This is a genomic window from Paenibacillus sp. 2003, from assembly GCF_031455635.1.
Taxonomy (GTDB): domain Bacteria; phylum Bacillota; class Bacilli; order Paenibacillales; family Paenibacillaceae; genus Paenibacillus; species Paenibacillus amylolyticus_B.
The window spans coordinates 34,846-59,354 of the sequence record NZ_JAVDTB010000010.1 but is presented as its reverse complement, the minus strand read 5'-3'; the positions used below and the strand labels follow the sequence as shown (position 1 = coordinate 59,354).

Annotated in this window: 21 protein-coding genes; 17 read left to right on the top strand and 4 right to left on the bottom strand. The window is 49.8% G+C overall.

Annotated elements, in window-relative coordinates:
- The first annotated feature begins 38 nt into the window (after positions 1 to 38).
- The 4 genes from J2X75_RS26480 to J2X75_RS26465 are packed head-to-tail and all read left to right on the top strand — an operon-like array spanning position 39 to position 7,233.
- Positions 39 to 2,351, top strand: coding sequence for a glycoside hydrolase family 3 N-terminal domain-containing protein (locus J2X75_RS26480; protein ID WP_310341934.1), 2,313 nt, complete (start codon positions 39 to 41; stop codon positions 2,349 to 2,351).
- On the top strand, positions 2,348 to 5,455 hold the full coding sequence (locus J2X75_RS26475) for an alpha-mannosidase (protein ID WP_310341932.1): 3,108 nt from the start codon (positions 2,348 to 2,350) through the stop codon (positions 5,453 to 5,455). The genes J2X75_RS26480 and J2X75_RS26475 overlap by 4 nt, the downstream gene beginning before the upstream one ends.
- A gap of 17 nt (positions 5,456 to 5,472) precedes the next feature.
- Positions 5,473 to 6,348 carry a sugar phosphate isomerase/epimerase family protein gene (locus tag J2X75_RS26470; protein ID WP_091012110.1) on the top strand — a complete coding sequence of 292 codons (876 nt, stop codon included), beginning with the start codon at positions 5,473 to 5,475 and terminating at the stop codon, positions 6,346 to 6,348.
- A 12-nt stretch (positions 6,349 to 6,360) separates the two neighbouring features.
- Complete coding sequence (locus tag J2X75_RS26465) at positions 6,361 to 7,233, top strand: sugar phosphate isomerase/epimerase family protein (protein WP_310341929.1); 873 nt, start codon at positions 6,361 to 6,363, stop codon at positions 7,231 to 7,233.
- Positions 7,234 to 7,281: 48 nt separating this feature from the next.
- On the opposite strand, the gene J2X75_RS26460 is transcribed toward J2X75_RS26465, so the two are convergent.
- Together J2X75_RS26460 and J2X75_RS26455 are read right to left on the bottom strand one after the other, a co-directional pair.
- A complete protein-coding gene (locus tag J2X75_RS26460) occupies positions 7,282 to 8,043 on the bottom strand; it encodes a MerR family transcriptional regulator (protein WP_310341926.1) in 762 nt (253 codons plus the stop codon).
- 16 nt (positions 8,044 to 8,059) lie between these two features.
- The gene (locus tag J2X75_RS26455) at positions 8,060 to 8,935 is read right to left on the bottom strand and encodes a CPBP family glutamic-type intramembrane protease (protein ID WP_307540645.1); all 876 of its coding nucleotides are present in this window, start codon (positions 8,933 to 8,935) and stop codon (positions 8,060 to 8,062) included.
- Between the two features lie 177 nt (positions 8,936 to 9,112).
- Between J2X75_RS26455 and J2X75_RS26450 the strand changes: the two genes are divergently transcribed.
- The 3 genes from J2X75_RS26450 (at position 9,113) to J2X75_RS26440 (ending at position 10,577) form a co-directional block, all read left to right on the top strand.
- Complete coding sequence (locus J2X75_RS26450) at positions 9,113 to 9,340, top strand: hypothetical protein (RefSeq protein ID WP_017691180.1); 228 nt, start codon at positions 9,113 to 9,115, stop codon at positions 9,338 to 9,340.
- An 80-nt stretch (positions 9,341 to 9,420) separates the two neighbouring features.
- The gene (locus J2X75_RS26445; protein ID WP_310341920.1) at positions 9,421 to 9,981 is read left to right on the top strand and encodes a hypothetical protein; all 561 of its coding nucleotides are present in this window, start codon (positions 9,421 to 9,423) and stop codon (positions 9,979 to 9,981) included.
- Positions 9,982 to 10,148: 167 nt separating this feature from the next.
- Positions 10,149 to 10,577 carry a VOC family protein gene (locus tag J2X75_RS26440; RefSeq protein WP_310341917.1) on the top strand — a complete coding sequence of 143 codons (429 nt, stop codon included), beginning with the start codon at positions 10,149 to 10,151 and terminating at the stop codon, positions 10,575 to 10,577.
- Between the two features lie 100 nt (positions 10,578 to 10,677).
- Here the strand turns inward: J2X75_RS26440 and J2X75_RS26435 are convergent, their stop codons facing one another.
- Positions 10,678 to 11,532, bottom strand: coding sequence for a hypothetical protein (locus J2X75_RS26435; protein ID WP_310341914.1), 855 nt, complete (start codon positions 11,530 to 11,532; stop codon positions 10,678 to 10,680).
- Between the two features lie 222 nt (positions 11,533 to 11,754).
- Here J2X75_RS26435 and ytxJ point away from each other — a divergent pair, with 222 nt between their 5' ends.
- The 9 genes from ytxJ (at position 11,755) to J2X75_RS26390 (ending at position 21,983) form a co-directional block, all read left to right on the top strand.
- Positions 11,755 to 12,294, top strand: a complete 540-nt coding sequence (gene ytxJ / locus J2X75_RS26430) for a bacillithiol system redox-active protein YtxJ (RefSeq protein ID WP_310341912.1) — start codon at positions 11,755 to 11,757, stop codon at positions 12,292 to 12,294.
- Complete coding sequence (locus J2X75_RS26425; RefSeq protein WP_310341909.1) at positions 12,270 to 12,557, top strand: hypothetical protein; 288 nt, start codon at positions 12,270 to 12,272, stop codon at positions 12,555 to 12,557. Before ytxJ ends, J2X75_RS26425 begins: the two co-directional genes overlap by 25 nt.
- Complete coding sequence (locus J2X75_RS26420; protein WP_083677573.1) at positions 12,542 to 12,655, top strand: potassium-transporting ATPase subunit F; 114 nt, start codon at positions 12,542 to 12,544, stop codon at positions 12,653 to 12,655. Before J2X75_RS26425 ends, J2X75_RS26420 begins: the two co-directional genes overlap by 16 nt.
- Before the next feature lie 58 nt (positions 12,656 to 12,713).
- Positions 12,714 to 14,390: a potassium-transporting ATPase subunit KdpA gene (kdpA, locus tag J2X75_RS26415; protein WP_397384331.1), complete on the top strand. Its 1,677-nt coding sequence runs from the start codon at positions 12,714 to 12,716 to the stop codon at positions 14,388 to 14,390.
- Between the two features lie 199 nt (positions 14,391 to 14,589).
- On the top strand, positions 14,590 to 16,590 hold the full coding sequence (kdpB, locus tag J2X75_RS26410) for a potassium-transporting ATPase subunit KdpB (RefSeq protein WP_310342160.1): 2,001 nt from the start codon (positions 14,590 to 14,592) through the stop codon (positions 16,588 to 16,590).
- 99 nt (positions 16,591 to 16,689) lie between these two features.
- Entirely contained in the window at positions 16,690 to 17,250 is a 561-nt protein-coding gene (gene kdpC / locus J2X75_RS26405) for a potassium-transporting ATPase subunit KdpC (protein WP_310341904.1), read from the top strand.
- Positions 17,251 to 17,340: 90 nt separating this feature from the next.
- Positions 17,341 to 19,680, top strand: a complete 2,340-nt coding sequence (locus J2X75_RS26400) for a histidine kinase (RefSeq protein WP_310341901.1) — start codon at positions 17,341 to 17,343, stop codon at positions 19,678 to 19,680.
- 7 nt (positions 19,681 to 19,687) lie between these two features.
- Positions 19,688 to 21,280 carry an ATP-binding protein gene (locus J2X75_RS26395; protein ID WP_310341898.1) on the top strand — a complete coding sequence of 531 codons (1,593 nt, stop codon included), beginning with the start codon at positions 19,688 to 19,690 and terminating at the stop codon, positions 21,278 to 21,280.
- 1 nt (position 21,281) lies between these two features.
- Positions 21,282 to 21,983: a response regulator gene (locus tag J2X75_RS26390; RefSeq protein ID WP_310341895.1), complete on the top strand. Its 702-nt coding sequence runs from the start codon at positions 21,282 to 21,284 to the stop codon at positions 21,981 to 21,983.
- 115 nt (positions 21,984 to 22,098) lie between these two features.
- On the opposite strand, the gene melA is transcribed toward J2X75_RS26390, so the two are convergent.
- A complete protein-coding gene (gene melA / locus J2X75_RS26385) occupies positions 22,099 to 23,400 on the bottom strand; it encodes an alpha-glucosidase/alpha-galactosidase (RefSeq protein WP_310341892.1) in 1,302 nt (433 codons plus the stop codon).
- 204 nt (positions 23,401 to 23,604) lie between these two features.
- Here melA and J2X75_RS26380 point away from each other — a divergent pair, with 204 nt between their 5' ends.
- Entirely contained in the window at positions 23,605 to 24,432 is an 828-nt protein-coding gene (locus tag J2X75_RS26380) for an AraC family transcriptional regulator (protein WP_310341889.1), read from the top strand.
- The last annotated feature ends 77 nt before the right edge of the window (positions 24,433 to 24,509 follow it).

Here is a 24,509-nt window from a genome sequence, read left to right as displayed (position 1 = left end):
CGCCTAACTAATTCCGAACGCATAAGGAGAATGTGCATATGGACTATAAAGATGCTTCGCTTCCCATTCAGGAGCGGGTTCAGGATCTGATCGGACGGATGACAACGGCAGAGAAGATTGGACAACTCATCCAGCCGATGGGCTGGAAGACGTATGTCAAGGCAGCAGATGGCACAGTACAGGTCACGGAAGAGTTCGAAGCGGACATGAAACAGGGCGGTGTCGGTTCCCTGTATGGCGTACTTCGGGCCGATCCATGGACTGAAGTAACGCTGGAGACAGGTCTGACACCACGGCAAGGAGCCGTTGCCACAAATGTCATTCAGCAGTATGCCTTGGAGCATTCCCGGCTGGGCATTCCCATTTTGTTCGGAGAAGAATGTTCCCACGGGCATATGGCAATCGGGGCAACAGTTTTTCCGGTACCGTTAATGGTGGGCAGCACATGGAATATGGAGTTATACCGCAAGATGTGTGAAGCCATCGCTGTGGAGACCCGGAGTCAGGGGGGAGCGGCAACGTATTCCCCGGTGCTGGATGTAGTGCGTGACCCGAGATGGGGACGGACGGAGGAATGTTTTGCCGAAGATCCATACTTGATTGGTGAATTTGCAGTAGAAGCCATGAAGGGACTACAGGGTGACCGCCTCGATTCCAACCAGACAATTGTGGCGACACTTAAGCATTTTGCGGCTTATGGCAGCTCAGAGGGTGGACGTAATGCTGCTCCAGTTCATATGGGATTACGTGAATTGCATGAAATAGATCTGTTGCCGTTCAAAAAAGCAGTGGAAGCCGGGGCTTGCTCCGTGATGACCGCGTATAACGAGATTGATGGCGTACCTTGCACGTCAAGTACGTATCTGCTGAATGACCTTCTGCGTGAGCAGTGGGGTTTTGATGGGTTTGTGATTACTGATTTTGGCGCCATTCAGATGTTAGTCCATGGACATAACACCGCTGAGAACGGGGAGCAGGCCGTGGCACAGTCCCTTCAGGCAGGTGTGGACATGGAGATGTCTGGGTACATGTATCGCAAACATCTCGGTCAGGCGCTTGAGCAGGAATTGATCGAAGAGAAGGATCTGGACTTGGCTGTGCGGCGGGTGTTGGAGATGAAATTCAGACTCGGGTTATTCGAACAGCCTTTCGTTGATCCAGAGTTTGCAGAGCGGGTTATCGGATGTGAAGACCATACTCAGCTGGCGAGGGAAGTTGCACAAGAGGGGATTGTTTTACTGAAAAATGAAGGAAATATCCTTCCGCTTGCCAAAACAGGTACGAAGTTAGCTGTCATTGGTCCGAACGCGAACCATATCTATAACCAACTTGGGGACTATACCTCGCCACAGCCGCGAGAACAGATCGTCACCGTACTGGATGGTATTACGCGCAAGCTTGGCGTGGATTCGGGTCAGGTGTTGTACGCACCGGGTTGCCGGATTAAAGGCGATTCCAAAGAGGGCTTTGCGCAAGCGCTCGCCTGTGCGGAACAGGCGGATGTCATCGTGATGGTGATGGGTGGTTCCAGCGCCCGCGATTTTGGTGAAGGCACGATCGACTTGCGGACAGGAGCGTCTGTGGTAACCGATGACCCATGGAATGATATGGAGTGCGGCGAAGGCATTGACCGGGCTTCCCTGAATCTCATGGGTGTTCAATTGGAGCTGGTGCAGGAGGTTCATAAGCTGGGGAAACCCGTTATCGTGGTGTATATTAACGGCCGCCCCATCGCTGAACCTTGGATTGATGAGAATGTTCATGCCATTGTGGAAGCGTGGTACCCCGGGCAGGAAGGTGGTAACGCAATCGCAGATATTCTGTTTGGCGATGTGAATCCATCTGGCCGCCTTACCGTCTCCATTCCCAAGCATGTTGGGCAACTTCCGGTCTACTATCATGCCAAGCGCACGCGTGGCAAGCGGTATCTGGAGATGGATCTGGCGCCGCAGTATCCGTTTGGACATGGACTGAGCTATACCAAATTCAAATACGAGAATGTAAGAGTAATGCCAGAAATCATCGGCCCGGACGATGAAGCACAGGTGATGGTTGAAGTCACGAATACCGGAGCGGTTGCGGGAAGTGAGGTTGTACAGTTGTATATCACCGATGTATCAGCTTCGGTCACGCGGGCTGAAATGTCACTGAAAGGGTTCCGTAAAATCCATCTGGAGCCAGGACAGACCCAGACCGTTACATTCCCTGTGCAAAAAGAACATCTCGCACTGGTCGACTCTCGTCTCCAGTCTGTTGTGGAACCAGGTGAATTCAGACTCATGGTTGGCCGTAATTCGGCTGACTGGACCGCTTGCAGTCTGCACATCCAGAAGGTGGGGGTGGAGGTATGATTCGAATTCAACGATTTATTGAGGATATGAACCGGTCGCAGTGGCTGGATACGATCGAGCTTCCAGCGTGGGAGATGCAGAAGGCCAGATACATTCGGCCAGGGGAATACGAGTACGAGCAGGCGGACAAGGCAGTGCAAAGCTTGAATCCGCTGAACAGTGTACACGGAACGACGTATTTTCTGAGTAAATGTGTGGAGATTCCGGACAGTTGGCAGGATCAAGCCAGTGGGTTGATTTTTGAGGCCGGAGGAGAAGGGCTGCTGAAGGTGAATGGCTTGCCTTATCATGGACTGGATCGGAATCACGGATTCGTACCCCTGCCGAGAAGTCGAGTAGGGAATAAGCCGCAGTTGGAGATTGAACTCTACGATCCGATCCCGGAGCCACATGATCCACTCAATCGACAAGCTGTGATTCAGCCGCCTATTCAGGGCATCCGTACAGCATTGGTTCATATCAATCAGCCCTTGCAGAGCCTGATGTATAGCGTGACGGTACTCGCCGAGTCGCTCCGGGCATATAACGAGAAGGAGCCCAAGCGGATGGCGCTTGTTCAGGCCATTCACCAGGTGATGGATGAGATGTACAATAATCCGGACCGCTGGACTGATGCAGCATGGATACAGAATTTTGAACATGGACTGGTACAGTCGGTACAGCAGGAAGACCCGGAGGAATATCGAAGTGGCTTCATGCATCTGGTTGGACAATCCCACATTGATATTGCCTGGCTGTGGCCTGTGCGAGAGACGGTTCGCAAGTCCAGTCGCACATTCTCGACCATGTGTACCTTGATGGACACGTACCCGGATTTTGTGTATTCCCAGAGCCAGCCGCAACTGTATGCCTTCGTGAAAGAACATTACCCGGAGCTGTACGAGCGAATTAAAACACGCATTGCTGAAGGCCGCTGGGAGTTGGTCGGAGGCATGTGGGTGGAGCCGGATCTGAACATTCCGAGTGGCGAGTCGTTGGTCCGGCAGATTCTGTACGGACAGAACTTCTACCAGGCGGAGTTTGGCAAACGCTCCAACATCGAGTGGCTGCCAGATACCTTTGGCTACTGTGCTTCCTTGCCGCAGATGCTGAAGCTTGCGAATATTCCTTATTTTATGACCACCAAGCTGAATTGGAATGACACCAACGCGTTTCCTTATGACCTCTTCGACTGGGTAGGCATTGACGGTACTTCAGTGCTGGCCTATCTGAATCATGGGGTGAATGAGCATACGCGGCCCAAAGATGTGGATGAACATTGGCAATCGTACAAACAGAAGGATGTGCATCCCGAGCAGATGTTGCTCTACGGACATGGCGATGGTGGCGGCGGTGTGACGAATGAGATGGTGGAGTTTGCAGAGCGATCCCACTTGATGGTCGGGCAGCCAATCAGCAAATTCAGCACGGCAGCTGCTTTTTTTGAAGACATATCGTCCAATAATCCAACGTTGCCAAAGTGGCACGGGGACTTGTATTTGGAACTGCATCGCGGAACGTACACAACTCATGCGAGGAATAAACGTAGTAACCGAAAGGCAGAGGTATTGTACCGGGAAGCGGAGATCTGGGGGCAATTTGCCGGAGCTTGCGCTGCACACACGAAGAATGACCTGGATGAAGGCTGGAAGCTGATCATGCTCAACCAATTCCATGACATTATTCCGGGGACGTCGATTCCTGAAGTATATGTAACGTCCACCGAGGAGTACACGAAGGTATTTACATTAGGTACATCCGCCTTGCAGCAAACGCTGGATATCCTTGCGGAGAACATTGCAACCGATGAAGTTGATGGTCTTCCCTACATTATATTTAACAGCCTCGGCTGGGAACGTGGAGAAAATATCACCATTACAGGGGATGCAAATCTCACCACGGTGGGTGCATTCGATCGTCAAGGGAACCCTCTGGCCTGTGATCTCGAACAAAAGGGAGACAAGTATACGTTGCTTGTGCATGTTCCATCGATTCCTGCTTTTGGGTATACAACCATATGGCTGCGCGAGGCATCGGATGTTATCCTTCCAGTAAGGGAAGAAGAAACTTTCCCTTCCACATGGGAAACCGAATTTTACACGCTTGAGTTCAATGACTTGGGAGAGATCACCCGATGGTATGACAAAACGGTAGGACGCGACTGGCTGAAGCCCGGTGATCGGGCTAATGAGTGGCAGTTTTTCCATGACAAACCGACGTACTGGGATGCCTGGGATATCGATCCACGGTTTGAATCTCAGCGGGCAGGTGCGGTGCAGTTGATCTCCAGAGAGGTTGTACAGCGCGGAGCTACGCGAGATGTGCTGCGTTATGTGTGGAAGCTGAATCAATCGGAGATCAGCCAGGATATCATTTTGCATCACCACCAGCGGCGTGTTGATTTCCATACGAAAGTGAACTGGAATGAGAGTCATAAGCTGCTCAAGGTGGCATTTCCGGTGGATCTGGTGGCAGCCAAAGCAGCCTATGAAATCCCGTTTGGAGCGTTGGAGCGTCCAACCCATAACAACACCAGTTGGGAGAAGGCACAGTTCGAGGTCTGCGGTCATCGCTGGGCGAATATCTCAGAGGGTAACAGTGGTGTGAGTTTGCTGAATGATTGCAAGTACGGATACGACATCAAGGATCGGACGATCCGCCTGTCCCTGCTTCGTGCACCCAAATGGCCAGATGAACATGCCGATCAGGGCGACCATGAATTCACATATTCGTTCCTGCCACATCAGGGAGATTGGCGACAAGCTGCTGTCGTTCGCCGCGCGATGGAGCTTAATCATCCGGTAGAGCTTGTGACAGCAAGTCCGTCTTCGGGGCACTTGCCATCTGAACATGCTTGGGTTCAGTTCCATAGTGAGCATGTCATTCTGGATGCAATCAAACCCGCAGAAGATGGATCGGGAACGGTGCTGCGTTTCTATGAGTCATCAGGAGGTAGAGAAACGGTACAGGTCGAATGGGTTAAAGGGGGAATTGAGGCGTCTGTCATTAATCTGCTGGAGGATGAGATCCATCCGTTGGCTTGTCCGAACGGCACATTCGAACTGACATTCAAACCGTATGAAATTAAGTCAGTGAAACTTGTTCCAGTGAATCCAAATACGTAATCTTCAGGAGGTATGACATGAAATTAACGAATAAGATCGGTGTCATCGTGGATAGCTTTGGCGTAGGTGTACGGGAAGGGTTAAACAAGGCGAAGGATGTTGGTGCAGAAGGTGTGCAGATATACGCCGTCAAGGGAGAGATGGACCCTGAAAATTTGTCACCTGCGGCACGCAAGGAACTGAAGAGTTACATCGATTCGCTGGGTCTCGAAATTTCAGCACTGGTTGGTGACCTTGGCGGACATGGTTTTCAGGTCAAGGAAGATAATCCGTGGAAAGTGGAGAAATCGAAGCGGATCGTGGATCTGGCCCTCGATCTGGGTACCAACATCGTCACAACACATATCGGCATTGTTCCACATGACCCTTCATCGGAGGTTTATGCCACGCTGCATGCTTCTTGTGAGGAACTGGGCCAATACGCCAAAAGTGTTGGCGCATACTTTGCCATTGAGACAGGGCCGGAAACGGCTGCTGACTTAAAAGGATTCCTGGATACACTGTCGACCAACGGGGTATCGGTGAATTTTGACCCGGCAAATATGGTGATGGTGACTGGAGATGATCCGGCGCAGGGCGTTCGTCTGCTTAAGGATTACATCGTACATACCCATGTGAAGGATGGTGTGCGGTTGAAGGAAGTCGACCCACGAGACGTATACGGAGCGGTCGGTTATGCGCCTATGGATCATGAAAAAATTGCCGAGATGGTCTCATCCGGGACTTTCTTCCGTGAGGTTCCTCTGGGTGAGGGTGGCGTTGATTTTGATGGATACTTTGCAGCGCTTCAGGAGATTGGCTACACCGGTTATCTGACGATTGAGCGCGAGGTAGGCAATCAGCCGGAGCAGGACATTCGTAAGGCGGTTCGATTCATCCAACAATATCGATAGGGAGCTGAGCAGATGAAAGTGGGCCTGAGCACGTACAGTTTGTTGAACAATTTGAATTCCGGTGAGATGACGGTGCTGGATGTGATCGACTGGGTTGCGGCGAACGGTGGAGAGCATATGGAGATGGTACCTTACGGTTATACCGTGGAGGATAATCACGATCTGGCGGATGCGATTCGGGAACGGGCAGCGTCTGCAGGTATTGAACTGTCCAACTATTCGATGCCAGCCAATTTCGTGCAGGAGACGGAAGAGGCGTTTGAAGAAGAGATGGCCCGGGTCAAAAGGCATGTGGATGTGGTACACCGGATGGGTGTAAAACATATGCGTCATGACGTCACGGCGTTTACCCTGCCAAAGGAGAAGATGACCATCGCCTGGTTCGAGGACCATCTGCCGCTGATGGTGCGGGGAAGCCAGATCATTGCGGACTATGCTGCGCAGTTTGGTATCACCACAACCATTGAGAATCACGGCTTCAGCGTGCAGGCGAGTGACCGGGTGCAGCGTGTGCTGCATGCTGTGGACCGTCCGAACTTCAAAACAACACTCGATATTGGCAACTTCATGTGTGTGGATGAGAATCCGATCATCGGTGTCATGAAAAATCTGCCGTACGCTTCTCTGGTCCACTTCAAAGATTTTTACTTCCGTCCTTATGATGAGCATCCGGGTGAGGGTGAATGGTTCACGACAGCCTACGGCAACTTCCTGCGTGGGGCCATCGTTGGACAAGGGGACATTCCGATTCGTAAAATTGTTAAGTTGATCAAAGACTCCGGCTATGATGGCAACATTACGGTGGAGTTCGAAGGTATGGAGGAATGCAAATCCGCATCCAAAATCGCCATGGACAACCTGCGACGCTTCTGGGAAGAGGCGTAACGAAGCATAAAGAGGGAATGGATCAAGGGCCACTTTTCGAAGTGGCTCTTATTGTTGATCATCAGGATTCTGGACTGCCCATCGATCCAGGATCATTTCGATGTAACGCATGGTTTCCGTTGTCATACCATATACACGAGCTGACTGATCATCCTCTGGGGTGATATAATCCCAATATTTTTCTGCCAATTCTGCATTCCCTTGAAAAGTCCTTTCAGCATAATCAGAGATTCGGATGGCCAGTAGTCGTGAGGCTTCGGAATCCGGAGGTTCCATCTTGCATGTATGAATATCTTTAAGAATATCGGCCCATTCCATGGATAGTGAATTGTTCTGATTATTCAGAGGTAACGATTCCATTTCTTCAGGTGTAAAAACATCTTGACGGAACCTGCCCGGAGGCTGATCCAGTTCACGGATGAAACCCAACATCTCATCGAGACTGATTGTACCGGAGGCTCTGATGGCATATATGGTTGAAAAAAGAAGATGCTCGACCTTGCTTAATCTCTCCTGCTGTTCCTTGACGACGGCCAGTTGTTGTTCCAACGTATTATTCCATAAAGTGAGGGTACTCTCTGGTTCGGAGCGAGCAGCATCCTGATCGAGGAATTCTCCAATCTCATTCAATTTAAAATGCATTTTCTTCAGAATGGTAATCTGCTGAAGCCGTAAAATATCCTTTTCACCATATAAACGATACTGATTGATCTCGTTACGGGCCGGTCGCAGTAAACCCAGCTTCTCATAATAATGCAGTGTTCGGATGGATACTCCAGTATGTTTGGATAGTTGTCCAACGGTATACAACAGGCAGAGCCCTCCCTCATGATTTATGTATTCTCCACCAGCGCCATGCATTGAGCACCGCCAGAATGATTCCACCGACGAAGATTATCATCATATACAAAATAAATATTTCGGCCAACCCATTATCTTGCGCAGTATAACTTAACAATGCCGGTCTATCACCTGGCACAACAACGAATCGGGCTACTTCCAGGTAAGCGATATGAAATCCGATGGAGGCCCATAAAGATCCGGTCAAACTGCGCAGAAGCTGTAACGTAATACCATAGGTCAAGAGCAGGATCATATAATCCAGGGTTATCCGGTTTCCGGCATCCATACCGACGAGCTCTTGCAATAGGCTGACACTCATCGGAACCAGCAGAAAGAGTATGATTTGAGTTACATAAGCGAAAAACACAGGAAGTCGCAGTCTGAAGCGTAATCCATCATAGACCATGCCTCGCATGGATAGTTCCTCTGGCAAAGCTTCATACAAGAAAGCAATACAACTATTAAGTACGACTGCAAGCAAGAACTCGGCTGAAAAGTGCCACGCCGTAATCGTAATCCAGTTGTTCATACTAGCTATCGCTAACCCAATGAAGGCCAGAGAAGTGGCAAATAATGCGCCAGAGAGCAAGTGAATTATGCTTTTTCCTGTCAGAGGAAGAAGAACGGACTTCATATGGAAGTGTCTTCGAATGACGAATAGTAAGGGCAAGACGATACTAATAATGACAACAGCTTGGGTGAGATGAACCATCCAATCAGCAGCACCAATAGTGCTGACAAACTCCCCTGCGAGTGTAGCAAAAAACAGACCCAATGTCATCGTCAACCAACTCAATCCGATAATGGCTATTCCACTGCTGCGTCGTTTCTTGGTTACATGTTCAGGTGACATGCTCATGCTAATCCCCTCCTGAAGCCAGTATAAACCCTCGAGTTAGCGTCAGGGTCAAGCAGGAAATATGCCTATCAGAATATGGTTCTGCGCAAGGATTAAGTTACGAGCAGCACAAGTGTGGTATACTGGATATATTCAGCCTGATAATAACTGGCTATGGATAGGAGATGTCACTGATCTATGCAGGTATTCGAGGACTGGAATCAGAAAGTAAAGAGGACGTTTAATGCTACGAACCCCGAGGTAGTGTTGACGGTATCGGAAGCTGGAAGTTTGCTTGGTTTGACCAAAGACCAGATGAAACTGTACGTGGACAAGAACAAACTAACGAAGGTCCCGATCATGAGAAGTGTTCACCGATACCTCTTATTGAAAAGTGAAATAGATAACATCGTTCAAGCTCGATAACTTCATAGGATTGAACACAACCATTTTACCGACAGGATTCGGGAGAGTGGTCTTTTTTTTTATCGGAAAGGGGACGGAACATGCTGAATAAAGTGTCAAATTGGTTCTATCAGCGGGTAAATTGGAAATGGGTTGTAGCTGCGGTTGTTGTATTTGCCTGTTTTATTGCATTTATTCTGCCCTGGCAGGCGGCAAAGTCGGAGAAAGCGACAGGTGGCGGGCAGTCCCCGGACACCTCTTTTTTGTACACCGCGGATGAACTTTATCAGATGGCTGAGCAGTATGGTGAAGCAGGGCGGAGCGCCTATATCTATGCACGGTTCACATTTGACCTCATATGGCCGTTGGCCTATCTGTTGTTATTGGTCGTTCTGTTATCAGTACTCTATCGCGTGCTTCCGGTGAAGAGTCGCTGGCGCTGGGTGAATCTTATTCCAGTCTTAGGTTGGGTTATGGATATGCTTGAAAATATAGGTGCGTCTCTGATCATGTATCGTTATCCTGAACGTACGCCTGTGCTTGCTGAACTCACTCCGATATTTACCTTGTTGAAATGGTGTCTGATCTATGCCAGTTTTGCAGCACTGGTTCCGGGTGTTCTGATCAGTATTCTCTACTATATACGCAAGCGAAAGAACTAGTGGAGAGAGGGATGGATTAAGAATATGTTGGTAACCCTAATCGTGTAAAAGTCCGCAGAGATGAGTGCAGAAATATATGCTTGTCAAAGGACAACCTGTTCATATATACTCATGTCGCAAGTGGCGTGAATCGTATAATTACATGAGCCCAAGGAGATGAAGAACGCATGTCGATCAGCTTGAATGTGTATCTGATAACAGACGGTAATGGACGTGAAGCGGTAGATTTTTATCAAAAGGCATTTGGAGCGAAAGTGCTCGCGCTTCAAACATTTGGTGACGGTCCATCTGACCCGAATCATCCCATCCCGCCAGAAGCGAAAGACCGTATTATGCATGCTTCTTTGCAGATTGGCAGCTCGGTATTAATGTTGTCCGACACATTTCCAGGCATGCCGTACACCATAGGTAATCATGTTAGTATTACTGTGAACACGGATACTGTGGATGAAGCCAAAGCTATTTTCAGCCAACTGGAAGATGGCGGCGTAGTGGAAATGGCGATACAAGAGACGTTCTGGAGTCCAGCCTACGGCACGGTTGTCGACAAATTCGGCGTACATTTTCAGATCAGTGCTAAACCGGGACAAGCTTAAGAGCGTACTCTTCGCTAATATAGCCTACAAACGGCAAAACCTCCGCGATCTGCTTTGAGCAGTTCTGGAGGTTTTTTGTTTTTCCCTATACGGCGTGGGATTACCCTTCCTTCTGAATTTTGGAGGGGTTGTTGATTTTATAAGGAACCGGGTTACGTGTCAGCTTCTTCTTGATGATTTTGGCTTCAAACGTGATAACGTCTCCCACCTCCAGTTCTTGTTTCTTAACAGTAGCACTGTGGCTCGACCAGGCTTCCCCAACGTCGATGACATCTGGCTCCGTGATGGTAACTGCTTCATAGATGATGACTTCATCGTCATTGTCAGAGAAGTGATTCGGTACGGTGGTGAATTCTTTGACAACGGCACTCATCTTCACTTTACCTTCGGGCAGATCAATCTTAACGCTCTTGGCTTTGCTCGCTGTTTTGGCTTTAGGTTTGGCTTCACTGGCTGCCCCGGACTGAGGTCCAACATACGCTTCTACTAGCCCATCCGGATCACCCTTCAGCCCAGAGGAGAATTCATCTGTGTCCGTATCGTCCGAATCATCCAGATCCGCCGGAATTTCATCCGGATTAACCAGGGCATCTGGAGTTGACGTAACATCAACAGAGACTGGTGCGACTGTATCCGAAGTTGTCGATTCTATGCTTCGATCTGACCCGGCATTACTTATGCTTCTGGCGCTGTAACTGGACGCTTGCATTTCCTTCAGATACGACGGGTGAATGCAATGTTTTTGTCCATTATCCAGTTGAATAACGGCCGCCATGTGATCGACATATCCAATGATGGTGCACGGCATGTTTAATCCGTTTCCTTTATAATAGAACGTTTTGAGTTTGGTCGCTTTACCAGAAAGCAGGCCCCACTCCTGACATTTCTCAATCAGCTCATCTTCGTTATCCAGCGCAATAAAATCCTGTGGTTCAATCATAAACGCGTATGTCATATGGAATTTCCGCCCTTCCAATCCATTCTTCATGTTCATCGTTTCCAAATTACAACCAGTGTATCACAAATGAGCATTTTGCATAAATCGAAACGCTGAAATCTGTACTCGGAGATGAAGATTATCAACGCCTGCTCACAGAGGCCTATGCTATAATTTGATCAGAATGTAAGGTGAGAAGTTGTAGCCCTGATATACATATTTCAGGAAGGGAAGATCTGCATGAAGAAAAAAGTAAATCATCAAGCCGTATGGCTTGCCATAGGAACGGCTATGGGAGTCAGCATTGGTACGGCTACACAGCAGCTTGGACTCGGGATTGCTTTTGGCTTGGCACTTGGCATTGTGATTGGTTCGGTGGTTAGCAAACGTGCAGGGTCAGACTCGGAACATATGCTCAGCGAACATGTCCGTGAATTGCATAAACCAGATGACTGGGAAGACGCGCTGCATCGCTCGCAGGATCATCCGGTGCTTATCCTGAAACACAGCACAACTTGTCCGACCAGTGCGAGAGCGTACAGAGAGTTTATGGCGTTTGTAGGCACCAATGCATCAGATCCCAAACAACCTATGGACTACCGCATCGTTAAAGTAATTGAAAATCGCTCATTGTCCCGCCATATTGCGGAAGAGACAGAGGTTCACCATGAGTCACCCCAGGTACTTCTGCTCGATCAGGGACAAGTCGTCAAACATACCTCGCATGGTAAAATTACAAAAAAGAGATTATTGCAGTGGGCACAGAATCCATTTGGATAAATGGTAAACCTTATAAACCCGTTCTTTTTTTCAGCCTATTGCTGAGGAGAGCGGGTCTTTTTTACGCTTTTTTTACACCTGTGGAGGCATTTCTTTACCCCTTTTTTACAGCGTTTCGTATTACGATTTTACATGTAGCAGGTGCAGAGAACGGTAGTGAGAGGGAGGAAGGGCGCATGGTGAATGATGCCATGATGATTGGATTGGTTGTGCTGCTGTTTGCGGTGTTTTGGGGATTTATGAAATTTTGCGAAAAGGCTTGAGGGTAGAGAGGGGGAGCGGAATGATTGTCATCGGCATGATTGTACTCGCACTGGTGATTTATCTCGGTTATGTGCTGGTGAAGCCAGAGAAATTCTGATGCTGACGATGTGCGTAATGCGGAACAAGGGAACGTTGAATAGGGAGGAAATGCGGATATGGGTATCGGTGTAGTGCAAGTAGCAGTGACGCTGCTGATCATCCTGCTGCTGGTGAAACCGGTGGGAAAATATGTAGTGAACGTGTTCGACGGACAGCGAACGGGGCTGGATCGGGTTTTTGGCGGGCCGGAGCGACTGCTCTATCGAGTGATGGGGGTACGGGAGAACGAGTCCATGGGGTGGAAAAAGTACCTCATGGCCCTTCTCCTCTCCAACTTTGTAATGTTGATATTGATGTTTCTGGTGCTGCGACTGCAAAAATATTTACCCCTCAATCCGGATGGGATCGGCAATATGCCAGCGGCGCAAGCATTTAATACGGCCGTTTCGTTCATGACCAACACGAACTGGCAGTCGTATACGGGCGAGAATGCCCTGTCGTACCTGTCACAGATGCTGGCCGTGACGTTCCCGATGTTTACGTCGGCAGCGACGGGTTTCGCGGTAGCCATTGCGTTCATTCGTGGGCTGGTAGGCCGCCGGGATGAACTGGGGAACTTTTACGTCGACCTTGTACGTTCGATTACGAGGATTTTTTTACCGCTGAGCTTCATCGTGGCCTTGTTCCTGGTGTTCCAGGGTGTGCCTCAGACGCTCGCGGGAGCGGTGAACGCAACGACGCTCGAAGGCGCGCAGCAGACCATTACACGTGGATTGGTCGCCTCACTGGAGTCGATCAAACACATTGGCACCAACGGTGGTGGCTGGTTTGGAACCAATGCTGCACATCCATTCGAGAATCCGACGGCCCTGAGCAATCTGGTGCATATCGTCTGCATGATGCTACCTACTGCACTGGTATACGCCTTCGGCTTGATGGTCAATAACCGGAAGCAGGGTTGGGCATTGTTCGCAGCGATGAGTTTTCTTTTCCTTGTGATGTTGACCACCGTATTTGTCTCCGAATATCGGGGTGTACCCGCGTTGGATGCAGCAGGTCTGCAGGGCAATATGGAGGGGAAAGAGGTCAGGTTCGGCATACCCGAATCGGCTTTATTCACGGCAGTCACGACAGCGGCTACTACAGGTTCGGTCAACAATATGCACGAGTCGCTCACTCCACTTGGAGGCATGGTATCACTGGCTCAGATGATGCTCAATAACGTGTTTGGCGGCAAAGGGGTAGGGCTGATCAATGGACTGCTATATGTGATTCTGGCTGTGTTTATCTGTGGATTGATGGTAGGACGCACACCTGAGTTTCTGGGCAAAAAAATCGAGGGCAGAGAAGTGAAGCTCGCATCCATCGCCTTGCTCATTCATCCTTTGATTATTCTTGTGCCAACGGCAATCGCGCTTATGCGGCCTGAAGCTATTGCGTCCATCTCGAACGGGGGCATGCATGGCCTGACCGAAGTTCTCTATGCTTTTGCCTCGGGTGCAGCCAATAATGGATCGGCCTTTGCCGGACTGAATGCCAATACAGACTTTTACAATATCGCCATTGGTATCGTTATGCTGCTCGGAAGGTACGTTTCGATGATCGCCATGCTGGCTATCGCGGGTTCACTTGCTACGAAACGGGTTGTACCTGTAACCACAGGCACATTGCGGACACACACACCTCTCTTTGCTGGCATTCTGGTCATGATGATTGTTGTTGTCGGCGCACTCACATTCTTCCCTTCACTTGCCCTTGGACCGATCGCAGAACACTTGGCAATGATTCAATGAGGGATACGACAGGGGCTCTACAGAGAAATTGGTGTATCGACGTAACGTATGGAGGTGGCAGTGCACGATGAATGCAGTCGAACGAAAGAAGGAGCAGACGATGCAATCAGAAATGTTTAGAACGAAGGGTAATGAGCCGGATAACAACCGCGGTCATATTCAACGTGATCCCGGATCGAAACGGTCGTTAAGCAAGGATATGATAATTCAGGCTTCACTGGATGCGTTCAAGAAGTTTAATCCAGTGGTCATGATCAAAAATCCGGTCATGTTTATTGTCGAGGTGGGTACATTCATTACGCTCTTGTTATGCATCAATCCCGATCTGTTCACCGCATCCGAAGCCGGGCGCGGGTACAATATCGCCGTATTTTTCATTTTGCTGTTCACGCTGCTGTTCGCCAACTTCGCGGAGGCACTAGCTGAAGGTAGAGGTAAAGCCCAGGCGGATACGTTACGCAAGACGAAGTCGGACACCATGGCCAATCTGGTACAGAAGGATGGAACAATCCGACACGTGTCTTCGACCCAATTGAAAAAAGGCGATATGGTACGTGTGGAATCTGGTGAACTAATCTCGACGGACGGTGAGATTATAGAAGGCTTGGCCTCTATTGATGAATCGGCCATTACGGGAGAATCTGCCCCGGTCATCAAGGAAGCGGGAGGCGATTTTTCATCGGTTACCGGAGGTACCCGCGTCGTGTCTGATTACATCGTCATGCGTGTTCAAACCGATCCGGGGGAGTCATTCCTTGACCGGATGATCTCTCTGGTTGAGGGTGCACAGCGCCAGAAAACACCCAATGAAATAGCACTGACAACCCTGCTCGCCGTATTAACGCTGATCTTTCTGATCGTCATACTCACGATGGTTCCGATGGCGAATTACCTGGGTATTCGACTGGATCTGGCGACCCTGATCGCACTGCTCGTCTGCCTGATCCCAACCACCATTGGTGGATTACTGTCTGCCATTGGTATTGCCGGTATGGACCGTGTTACGCAGTTCAATGTGCTCGCCATGTCGGGTAAAGCGGTGGAAGCGGCAGGGGATATTGATACATTGATTCTGGATAAAACAGGAACGATCACATACGGAAACCGCATGGCATCTGAGTTTATTCCCGTTCAGGGCATTACTTCGTCAGAGATGACGCAAGCTGCTTTACAGGCTTCTGTGCGAGATGAGACCCCGGAAGGGCGTTCTGTTGTAGAACTGGCAGGCAAACAAGGCCAGAGCTGGCCTGAGACGGAGTATGCACATGCAGAAAATGTGGAATTCACGGCAGAGACCCGGATGTCCGGTCTCAATCTGAGTAGCGGAATGAAGATCCGCAAAGGTGCGGTGGATGCGATCAAAAGATATATCGCTTCCGAAGGAGGCCGTATACCGGAAGATCTGGATGAGATCGCAAATCGAATTGCAAAGGCCGGAGGTACACCGCTTGCTGTAGCCATCGATGAACGCATTTACGGTGTGATCTATCTGAAAGACACTGTGAAGCCAGGGCTGAAAGAGAAGTTTGCTGAGATGCGCGCTATGGGCATCAAGACCATTATGTGTACAGGCGACAATCCGTTAACCGCAGCGACTATCGCGCTGGAAGCGGGCGTGGATGATTTTATTGCCGAAGCGAAGCCCGAGGATAAGATTGCGGCGATCAAAAAAGAGCAGCAGGAGGGCAAACTCGTCGCCATGACGGGCGACGGTACCAACGATGCTCCTGCTCTGGCCCAGGCTGATGTGGGCCTGGCAATGAATTCGGGCACCATGGCGGCCAAGGAAGCGGCCAATATGATTGACTTGGATTCCGATCCGACCAAGCTATTGTCGGTCGTCTCCATTGGCAAGCAGCTGCTGATTACACGCGGTGCGCTTACAACCTTTTCGATATCCAATGATATCGCGAAATATTTTGCCATCATCCCAGCCATGTTTATTCTCGCCATGCCGCAGCTTCAGGCGCTAAATATTATGAATCTGGCTTCACCGCAGTCTGCGATCCTGTCGGCGCTCATCTTCAACGCCATTATTATTCCGCTACTCATTCCTATCGCAATGAAAGGGGTCAAGTATCGGGCGATGTCAGCCGAACGACTGCTTGGTCGCAATGTGTTCATCTATGGCGTAGGTGGTGTGATTGTACCTTTTATCGGCATTAAGCTCATTGATATGGTTCTGTCAGGGATTCTATGAGAAAACGATGTGATCTCGAAATCTTGAACTAAAGCGTGATAGACTGCAACGTTTATCAAAATTGTCCTTTTATCCTAATGAATTCAGGAAGTGATCTGTATGAACATGTTCTTACCCGCTGTACGGCTATCCGTCGTGCTTATGCTGATCTGCGGTCTAATCTACCCGCTTGTAACGACTGGCGTAGCCCAACTTCTGTTTCCTGCGCAGGCGAATGGCAGTCTGATTACGCAAGATGAGAAAATCATCGGCTCGTCACTGCTGGCGCAGGAAATTCAATCGCCAGGGCTGTTCCAGCCCCGGGCATCAAGTGCTGGTTATGACCCAACGGCTTCAGCCGGTTCGAATCGTGCCGTAGCTTCGGATGAGTATATCAGTGAGATGAAGGAAAAGATTACTCAGTTTAGGCAGGAAAACCCGGGATTGCAGCAGATCCCTGCTGATCTCGTGACGGGTTCAGGTTCGGGACTTGACCCGGATCTCTCTCCTGAAGCCGCTGAGGCACAGATCCCACGCATTAGCGAAGCTACTGGGCTTAGTGAACAGCAGCTTGTGCAACTTGTAAATGAGCATACGGAAGGCCGTCAGATGGGTATATTCGGGGAACCGCGTGTGAATGTAACGGCTCTGAATCTGGAGCTGACAACAGAACTGAACTAACGAGTTAACATATTTGCCTACTCACGACATATCGTGAGGGGCTTTCTCCATTTTTTATTTTATTTTTTAAAGGAAAGGGGGAGAGGACGGATGGAAGACAGCTTCAAACGCAAGTCACCGGAAGAGATGCTGAAGATGATTACGAAGCTGCAGCAGGGTACGCTCAAAATCTACATCGGCTCAGTCAGCGGATCGGGCAAAACGTATCACATGCTGCGGGAAGGGAACACGTTACGCCAGCAGGGCATTGATGTGGTCATCTGTGCCGTGTCCACGATGCGCAGACCGGAAACGGTGGAGCAACTTGGCGCACTCGAAAGGATTCCAAGCATTCACTGGGTGCGCCAGAGTGATGATGTAGAGATGAAGGATCTGAACTTGGATGCACTAATGGCGCGTAATCCGGAAGTTGTGCTGGTGGATGGTTTGGCACATCGCAACAGAGAAGGCGCTCGCTATGCTACCCGACTGGAGGACATTCAGTTTTTGCTCCGAAACAACATCAGTGTCATGACAACGGTGAATGTGTATGAGCTGGAAGGCTATACCGAGCTGGCACGACAACTTACAGGGATTGCAGCAGAACATACGGTACCCGCGGATACACTGGAACTTGCGGATGAAGTCAAGCTGATTGACGTCACGCCGGAAACGATACTGAGCCGTCTGGCAGAAGGTCATCTGAAGGGGCATGAGGGAGAAGCTGTATTTCGTCAAGGTAATCTGGGTATTCTGCGCGAACTGGCCCTGAGATTGGTGGCAGAAGGGGTGAATGAATCCTTGCGTGAGCATCGGGAGGAGATGGGAATTACCGTCACAACAGGCATCATGGAGCGGATTCTGGTGTCCACGCAATATCATTGGAACGGCTCCATCTATATCCGGCGTGGGCAACAGATTGCCAAACGGCTGAATGGTGATTTGTGCGCCGTGGTTTTCCGGAATATGAAGCAGTCATTAACAAAGGAGGCAATCGTATTTCGGCGCAATATGATCAAGCTGGTGGAGAAGTTTGGCGGCCATATGGAGGAGTTATCTATATTACACCGTCGCAACATCCCGTCTACGCTGGCGCGTTACGCAATGGAGCACCAGATTACCCGGATTGTGATGGGACACTCCCGGCGTACGCGCTGGCAGGAACTGTGGCAGGGGTCCGTTGTTAACTCACTGCTGCGCAGATTACATGGTGTTGATCTGTTTCTGGTTGCTGATCGAGCGGCCCGGGAGGGTGAACGTGTGGTTCCGGCTAAAGTTAACGATGTGGAGTCGCTGACATACCGCAGACTAAGCGAGCAGGAAATGAAGGAACAGATTGGCCAGATTCAGCGCGGCACATTCAAAATATATATCGGAGCCGCGCCCGGTGTAGGTAAAACCTACATGATGCTTCGGGAAGGCAATGATTTGCTCCGCAAGGGCATCGATGTGCAGATCGGCTTGCTGGAGACACATGGACGGGCAGAAACCGTGGAGCAGATGGGCAACCTGTCTGTGATCCCTCGCACGAAGCGCGTTTATCAGGAAACTCGTCTGGAAGAGATGGATACGGAGGCCATACTGCGTCTCTGTCCAGAAGTGGTGCTTGTGGATGAACTGGCACATACGAATGTACCCGGGAGTGTCCGGCAAAAGCGTTATGAAGATGTCCTGCTCCTGCTGAATGCAGGCATCTCGGTGATTACCACAATGAACGTACAGCATCTCGAAAGTCTGAATGATGCCGTTGAACATATTACAGGTGTTCGTGTCCGCGAGACCGTACCCGATCGGATCATTCAGATGGCCGATGAGGTGCAGCTGATTGATGTGGCACCCCAGGCCTTGCGGCAGCGCATGAGGGAGGGTAAAATCTATGCAACTGCCAAGGTCGAGCAAGCCCTTGTGAATTTCTTCAAAATCGGTAATTTGATTGCCTTGCGAGAACTTGCCCTGCGCGAACTGGCGGACGATGTCGATGAACGGCTTGAAACACAGCAGGCTAAAATTACACTTCGAGGACCTTGGCGCAGACAGGAAGCGGTCTTTGTATGTGTAAGCAGTGATCGTCATGCCGAGCGGCTGATCCGGCGCGGATTCCGCATGGCTTATCGTCTAAAAGCCATCTGGCATGTACATCATATCCACATCGGCGAGTCCATGAGTGACGAAGTGAAGTGCCATCTGGAAGCGTTGGAGCAGCTGACGATTCGGCTGGGTGGTCAATTTCATATTCATCACAGTCTAAGGCTGCGCAATGTACCTGAGATTTTGGCAATAAAGGCATCGGAGGCGAGAGCAACCCAGTTGGTGGTCGGGCAGGCAAGACGGGTGTGGTGGTTGAATGGCTACCGCGGCTCAGGTTCGGTGGTCAACCGACTTGTGCGTTTGACGCGGCATCTGGATGTATTAATCGTTGCAGATTACGATTATGAACTGAGCGGGATGTGAATGGATATTGTCTGAACGAATAAAAAAAGAAACGCAGGCATCCCATGGGAAACGGGTTCCTGCATATGTATGGGTGACCCTCGCGGTGACGCTGCTAACTTTGCTGCTTCATGCCATCGGTATGAGTGGTGATCTGGTGAATGTAGCGCTTATATACCTGTTTCCCGTACTTGTGAGTGCTGTGTATTGGGGAATGGGGCCAGCTGTATATGCCGCGAGTTTTAGCGTCATTATGTTTGACTTCTTTTTTGTACCGCCATATTTGAGCTTTACGGTTGAAGACTTGAGATATCTCATCTCCTTTGTTGTATATCTTGCGGTGGCGATTCTGACGGCGAGTCTTGCCGGTCGATTGAGACAACAACTGGAGATGGTAAAAGCACGTGAGGCCACGACTAACTCCCTGTACGCATTGAGTCGTCAGATGACAGCTATTACGGATCTGAATACGTTGCTGGTTAACATTGCAACCCAAGTATCGCTTACCCTGGGTAAGCCCGCGGCTGTGTATCTTCCGGATGGGCAGGGGGATCTGCTGGTTACAAGCTCTTCTGCACCCGAATCAGAAGGGGAAAAGGGTGGCTGGGGAGATGGAGAGTCGGAGATTGCCATTGCCAAATGGGTATATCATCACGGACAGCTCGCTGGTAAAGGATCATCTACTCTGCGGGAATCTCCCGGACTTTACGTGCCGCTACGCACAGAGGAGCAGATTCATGGCGTGCTCGCTGTGAGCATGGACGCTGGTGAGGTTCATGAGCAGCAAGAACAGCTTCATTTGTTAGAAGCATGCGGAGGACTGGCCGCAGGTGCCATTGCCCGAGTGAAGCTGGCTGAAGAGGCCCGATTGGCGCAGATCACTGCCGAATCGGAGCGCATACGCACAGCGCTGCTGGACTCTGTCTCCCATGAATTGCGTACGCCCCTAACCGCCATTATCGGCTCGGCTACGGGATTGTTGGAGAATGATATTCTTTTTACACCTGAGGATCGGAGAGAATTAACAGGCAACATTCGGGATGGAGCCTTGCGCATGAATCGTCTCGTCACGAATCTGCTGGGTATGGTTCGGCTGGAGAGCGGCATGTTGCAACTGAATCGGAAATGGTGTGACGTGGGGGACATGATCAGCGTTGTATTGACACAGGTTCGGGAATTCAGTCCGCATCGCAACATTCAAGTTGAACTGTCTGATGATCCGGCCTTCATCTACGGAGATGAAGTATTGCTGGAGCAGGTACTGGTCAATATCGTCAGCAACGCCATCAAATATTCGCCTGATGAGAGCCAAATTGTCATCACTGTGACCAGTAATAAGAGTCCAAGTCAATTGACAATCTGGGTAGCCGATCAAGGTGTCGGTATACCGGAAGCGGAAAGAATACGTATATTTGATAAATTCTATCGCTCAGCTTCTACTCAGCATGTCACAGGAACGGGGCTTGGTTTGGCGATCTGTAAAGGCGTTGTAGAAGTCCACGGAGGTACCATTGTGGCAGAGCCGAATCCGGGCGGGGGAACGAGAATGCGCATAGATATCCCCATGGAGGCCCACGGATCGCGGTTTCCCTATTCAGAACAAGGAGAGGTTGAAGGATAACATGAACGCACCACTAGGGGCTCGTATATTGGTGATCGATGATGAGCCGCAGATTCGCAAATTGCTCAAGGTCACTCTTCAGGCGCACCAATTCGAACTCCACGAGTGTGGGGAGGGCGAAGAGGGTGTTATTCAGGCGAGTATTGTACATCCGGATCTGATCATTCTTGATCTTGGTTTGCCAGGCATGTCCGGCATGGAGGTACTTCACCGGATTCGAGAGTGGTCACAAGTGCCGATTATTGTGCTGACAGCGAAGGATCAGGAGGGAGACAAAATTGCCGCGTTGGATGGTGGTGCAGATGATTATGTGACCAAACCATTCGGAATGGGTGAGTTGGTCGCCCGTATTCGGGTGGCGCTACGTCATGTAGCCAAAACGACGGATGAACCGATACTACGCTTCGGACCACTGACGGTTGATCTGGCCCAAAGGCAGGTTGAACTGGAGGGGACTTTGGTGAAATTAACCCCAACGGAATATGAGATGCTGAAGGTGCTCGCCTCGAATGCGGGGAAGATCATCACCCAGCGTCAGCTTTTGCAGCAAGTATGGGGAGGGCATCATCATGAGTCCGACAGCCATTATCTGCGGGTATATGTGGGACACCTGCGCAAGAAATTAAATGAAGATCCAACCAATCCGCGATATATTCAGACGGAGCCTGGCATTGGTTATCGCTTTTTGCTCCCTGCCGAATGAAGTTTATGGGAGCGAGATATTTATTAACAATGATGTGATGCACTATTATGCAGATGAGTGCTATGGAACGAACAAACACCGTCCCCTTCAGCTGCAAAGGAAACGGTGCTTTTTATTATGACGTGTATTTTGGCAACCAATCGCCGTGAGCCTCAATCAACTCATCACACATCGCTACGATGTCATCGATAGACAGCTCGGCAGCCGTGTGTGGATCAAGCATGGCGGCATGATAGATATGTTCTTTTTTGCCAGTGATTGCCGCTTCAATGGTCAGCAGTTGCGTGTTGATGTTTGTCCGGTTCAATGCCGCGAGTTGTGGAGGCAGATCCCCAATGTACGTAGGGCTGATCCCTGATCCATCGACCAGACAAGGTACCTCGACACATGCCTCACGCGGCAGGTTTGTAATCAGTCCGTTGTTCATGACGTTGCCGCCAATCTTGTAAGGGGTATTCGTCTCCATCGCTTCAATAATATGCGATGCGTATTCACGGCTGCGGGTATGTTCAATATTTTCGCTGGCAAACAGCTTGGTACGCATTTCTTTCCAGCCTTCAATCTGGTTCACACAGCGGCGTGGATACTCATCCAGTGGAATATTGAAGCGTTCAATCAGCTCCGGGTAATTCCGTTTGATGAAGTAAGGATGGTACTCGGCATTGTGCTCGGAGGATTCCGTTACATAATAGCCAAATCGCTGCATCAACTCAAAACGCACCATGTCGTCATGCTGTTCCTGCTGTTTTTCCTTCGCCAGACGTTTAATCTCGGGGTACAGATCCTGCCCGTCTTTTGTAACTTCGAGCAGCCAAGCCATGTGGTTGATCCCTGCAATCTTAGCCACAACACCTGTCTGATCGATCCCCAGTGCATCAAACAGATGTGGTACACATACCTGCACACTATGACACAAACCTACGGTTTTGATCCCACCATGCACATTCATGATGTTGGTAAGCACGGCCATCGGGTTGGTATAGTTCAGGAACCATGCATCCGGACATACTTCCTGCATATCCCGGGCAAAATCCAGCATGACCGGAATCGTACGCAGATTACGGAAAATTCCGCCGATGCCGAGTGTATCTGCAATCGTTTGACGCAATCCGTATTTCTTCGGAATCTCGAAGTCTGTAATGGTACATGGATCATATCCACCGACCTGGATAGCGTTGATGACATATTTGGCCCCGCGCAGCGCTTCTTTGCGGTCATGATATACGTTCACAACGCAACGGCTTCCGAGTGAACGGCCCAGACTGGTCAGCAAACGCTCTGAATCACTCAAACGTTCAGCATCAATATCAAACAATGCCAGCTCAAAATCCTGCAGTGCTTCGGTCATCATGACATCACCCAATACATTTTTGACAAAGACGGTGCTTCCCGCACCGAGAAACGTAATTTTGTTCATCTTAAGTTCAGCCTCCCTGAAAAATGTTGTACCCCAACTATAGGCCGATTCGGCATATATAACTATGGCTCAACCCCTCTCAAACATGGCATAATCCCATTTTTGTTTCCGTTTTCAACTAATAATGTTGTGCTTTAGCTGTTATAATTTAATTAGACATACAGATGGTGAACCTCGGAAGGAAACAAGGAGGGAGGGCATAAAATGAGAAAAATAGAGATGAATGTGGTTCCCGCAGGCTGGACACAGATGGAGCTGATGTTGTTGTTTTTTGGGTGGGAGGCATGTGACCCTGCGCATTATTGGGGACCGGGTGTACGTGATTCTTACATTGTGCACTACATCCATGAAGGACGGGGCGCCGTGTACATGGGGGATCAGGAGTACAAGCTTAGCGAGGGACAGGGTTTTGTCATTCTCCCTGACACGCTTATTCATTATGAGGCAGATCCGCAGGAGCCCTGGACGTATTCGTGGTTTGGTTTTAAAGGCGTACAAGCCAAAGCATTCATGCAACGTGCCCAATTGAGCCCGGAGCGACCGGTGTATGATGCCCAGGATACAAATACGATGGGACAATTGTATACGGAGTTGGTCCAGGCTTCTACGCGTCCGGGAGGCGATGTGATGAATCAGAGTCTCTTGTACCGCTTGATGGCAGAATTAATCTCTTCTTCATCTGTGGAGGAAGAGATAGGGCAGCTCCTTTCGAACAAAGAAACGTACATCCGGCAGGCGGTGCAGTTTATGGAGAACAGGTACAGTCAGCGAACTTCCATTCTGGATATTGCCCAAGCTGTGGGGCTGGATCGCACGTATCTATCAGGATTGTTCAAAGAGCGATATGGCATGTCGCTACAGTCCTTTTTTCTGGAGTACCGTATGAATAGGGCTGCCGAACTTCTTCAGAATCCAGGGCTGTCGGTCAGTGAAGTGGCCCATTCTGTTGGTTATACGGACCCATTATTGTTTTCCAAGATGTTTAAGCGTGTGACGGGCGTATCTCCGAAGGGGTCGAGAATTCGCGATTAGACGCACTTAGTGTTTCAAATTTGAAAGAAAATTTTTGATCATTAAACGTTGTCCCGCTATTCTGATACAGAAGTGTA

Bases quoted from the DNA above. Each gene is read 5' to 3' on its own strand.
- J2X75_RS26480 (WP_310341934.1), top strand. From the start codon at position 39: ATGGACTATAAAGATGCTTCGCTTCCCATTCAGGAGCGGGTTCAGGAT.
- J2X75_RS26380 (WP_310341889.1), top strand. From the start codon at position 23,605: ATGAGAAAAATAGAGATGAATGTGGTTCCCGCAGGCTGGACACAGATG.
- melA (WP_310341892.1), bottom strand. From the start codon at position 23,400: ATGAACAAAATTACGTTTCTCGGTGCGGGAAGCACCGTCTTTGTCAAA.
- J2X75_RS26455 (WP_307540645.1), bottom strand. From the start codon at position 8,935: ATGAGCATGTCACCTGAACATGTAACCAAGAAACGACGCAGCAGTGGA.
- J2X75_RS26470 (WP_091012110.1), top strand. From the start codon at position 5,473: ATGAAATTAACGAATAAGATCGGTGTCATCGTGGATAGCTTTGGCGTA.
- J2X75_RS26450 (WP_017691180.1), top strand. From the start codon at position 9,113: ATGCAGGTATTCGAGGACTGGAATCAGAAAGTAAAGAGGACGTTTAAT.
- J2X75_RS26435 (WP_310341914.1), bottom strand. From the start codon at position 11,532: ATGACATACGCGTTTATGATTGAACCACAGGATTTTATTGCGCTGGAT.
- kdpA (WP_397384331.1), top strand. From the start codon at position 12,714: ATGGGTATCGGTGTAGTGCAAGTAGCAGTGACGCTGCTGATCATCCTG.
- kdpB (WP_310342160.1), top strand. From the start codon at position 14,590: ATGATAATTCAGGCTTCACTGGATGCGTTCAAGAAGTTTAATCCAGTG.
- ytxJ (WP_310341912.1), top strand. From the start codon at position 11,755: ATGAAGAAAAAAGTAAATCATCAAGCCGTATGGCTTGCCATAGGAACG.
- J2X75_RS26445 (WP_310341920.1), top strand. From the start codon at position 9,421: ATGCTGAATAAAGTGTCAAATTGGTTCTATCAGCGGGTAAATTGGAAA.
- J2X75_RS26400 (WP_310341901.1), top strand. From the start codon at position 17,341: ATGGAAGACAGCTTCAAACGCAAGTCACCGGAAGAGATGCTGAAGATG.
- J2X75_RS26440 (WP_310341917.1), top strand. From the start codon at position 10,149: ATGTCGATCAGCTTGAATGTGTATCTGATAACAGACGGTAATGGACGT.
- J2X75_RS26465 (WP_310341929.1), top strand. From the start codon at position 6,361: ATGAAAGTGGGCCTGAGCACGTACAGTTTGTTGAACAATTTGAATTCC.
- J2X75_RS26390 (WP_310341895.1), top strand. From the start codon at position 21,282: ATGAACGCACCACTAGGGGCTCGTATATTGGTGATCGATGATGAGCCG.
- kdpC (WP_310341904.1), top strand. From the start codon at position 16,690: ATGAACATGTTCTTACCCGCTGTACGGCTATCCGTCGTGCTTATGCTG.
- J2X75_RS26475 (WP_310341932.1), top strand. From the start codon at position 2,348: ATGATTCGAATTCAACGATTTATTGAGGATATGAACCGGTCGCAGTGG.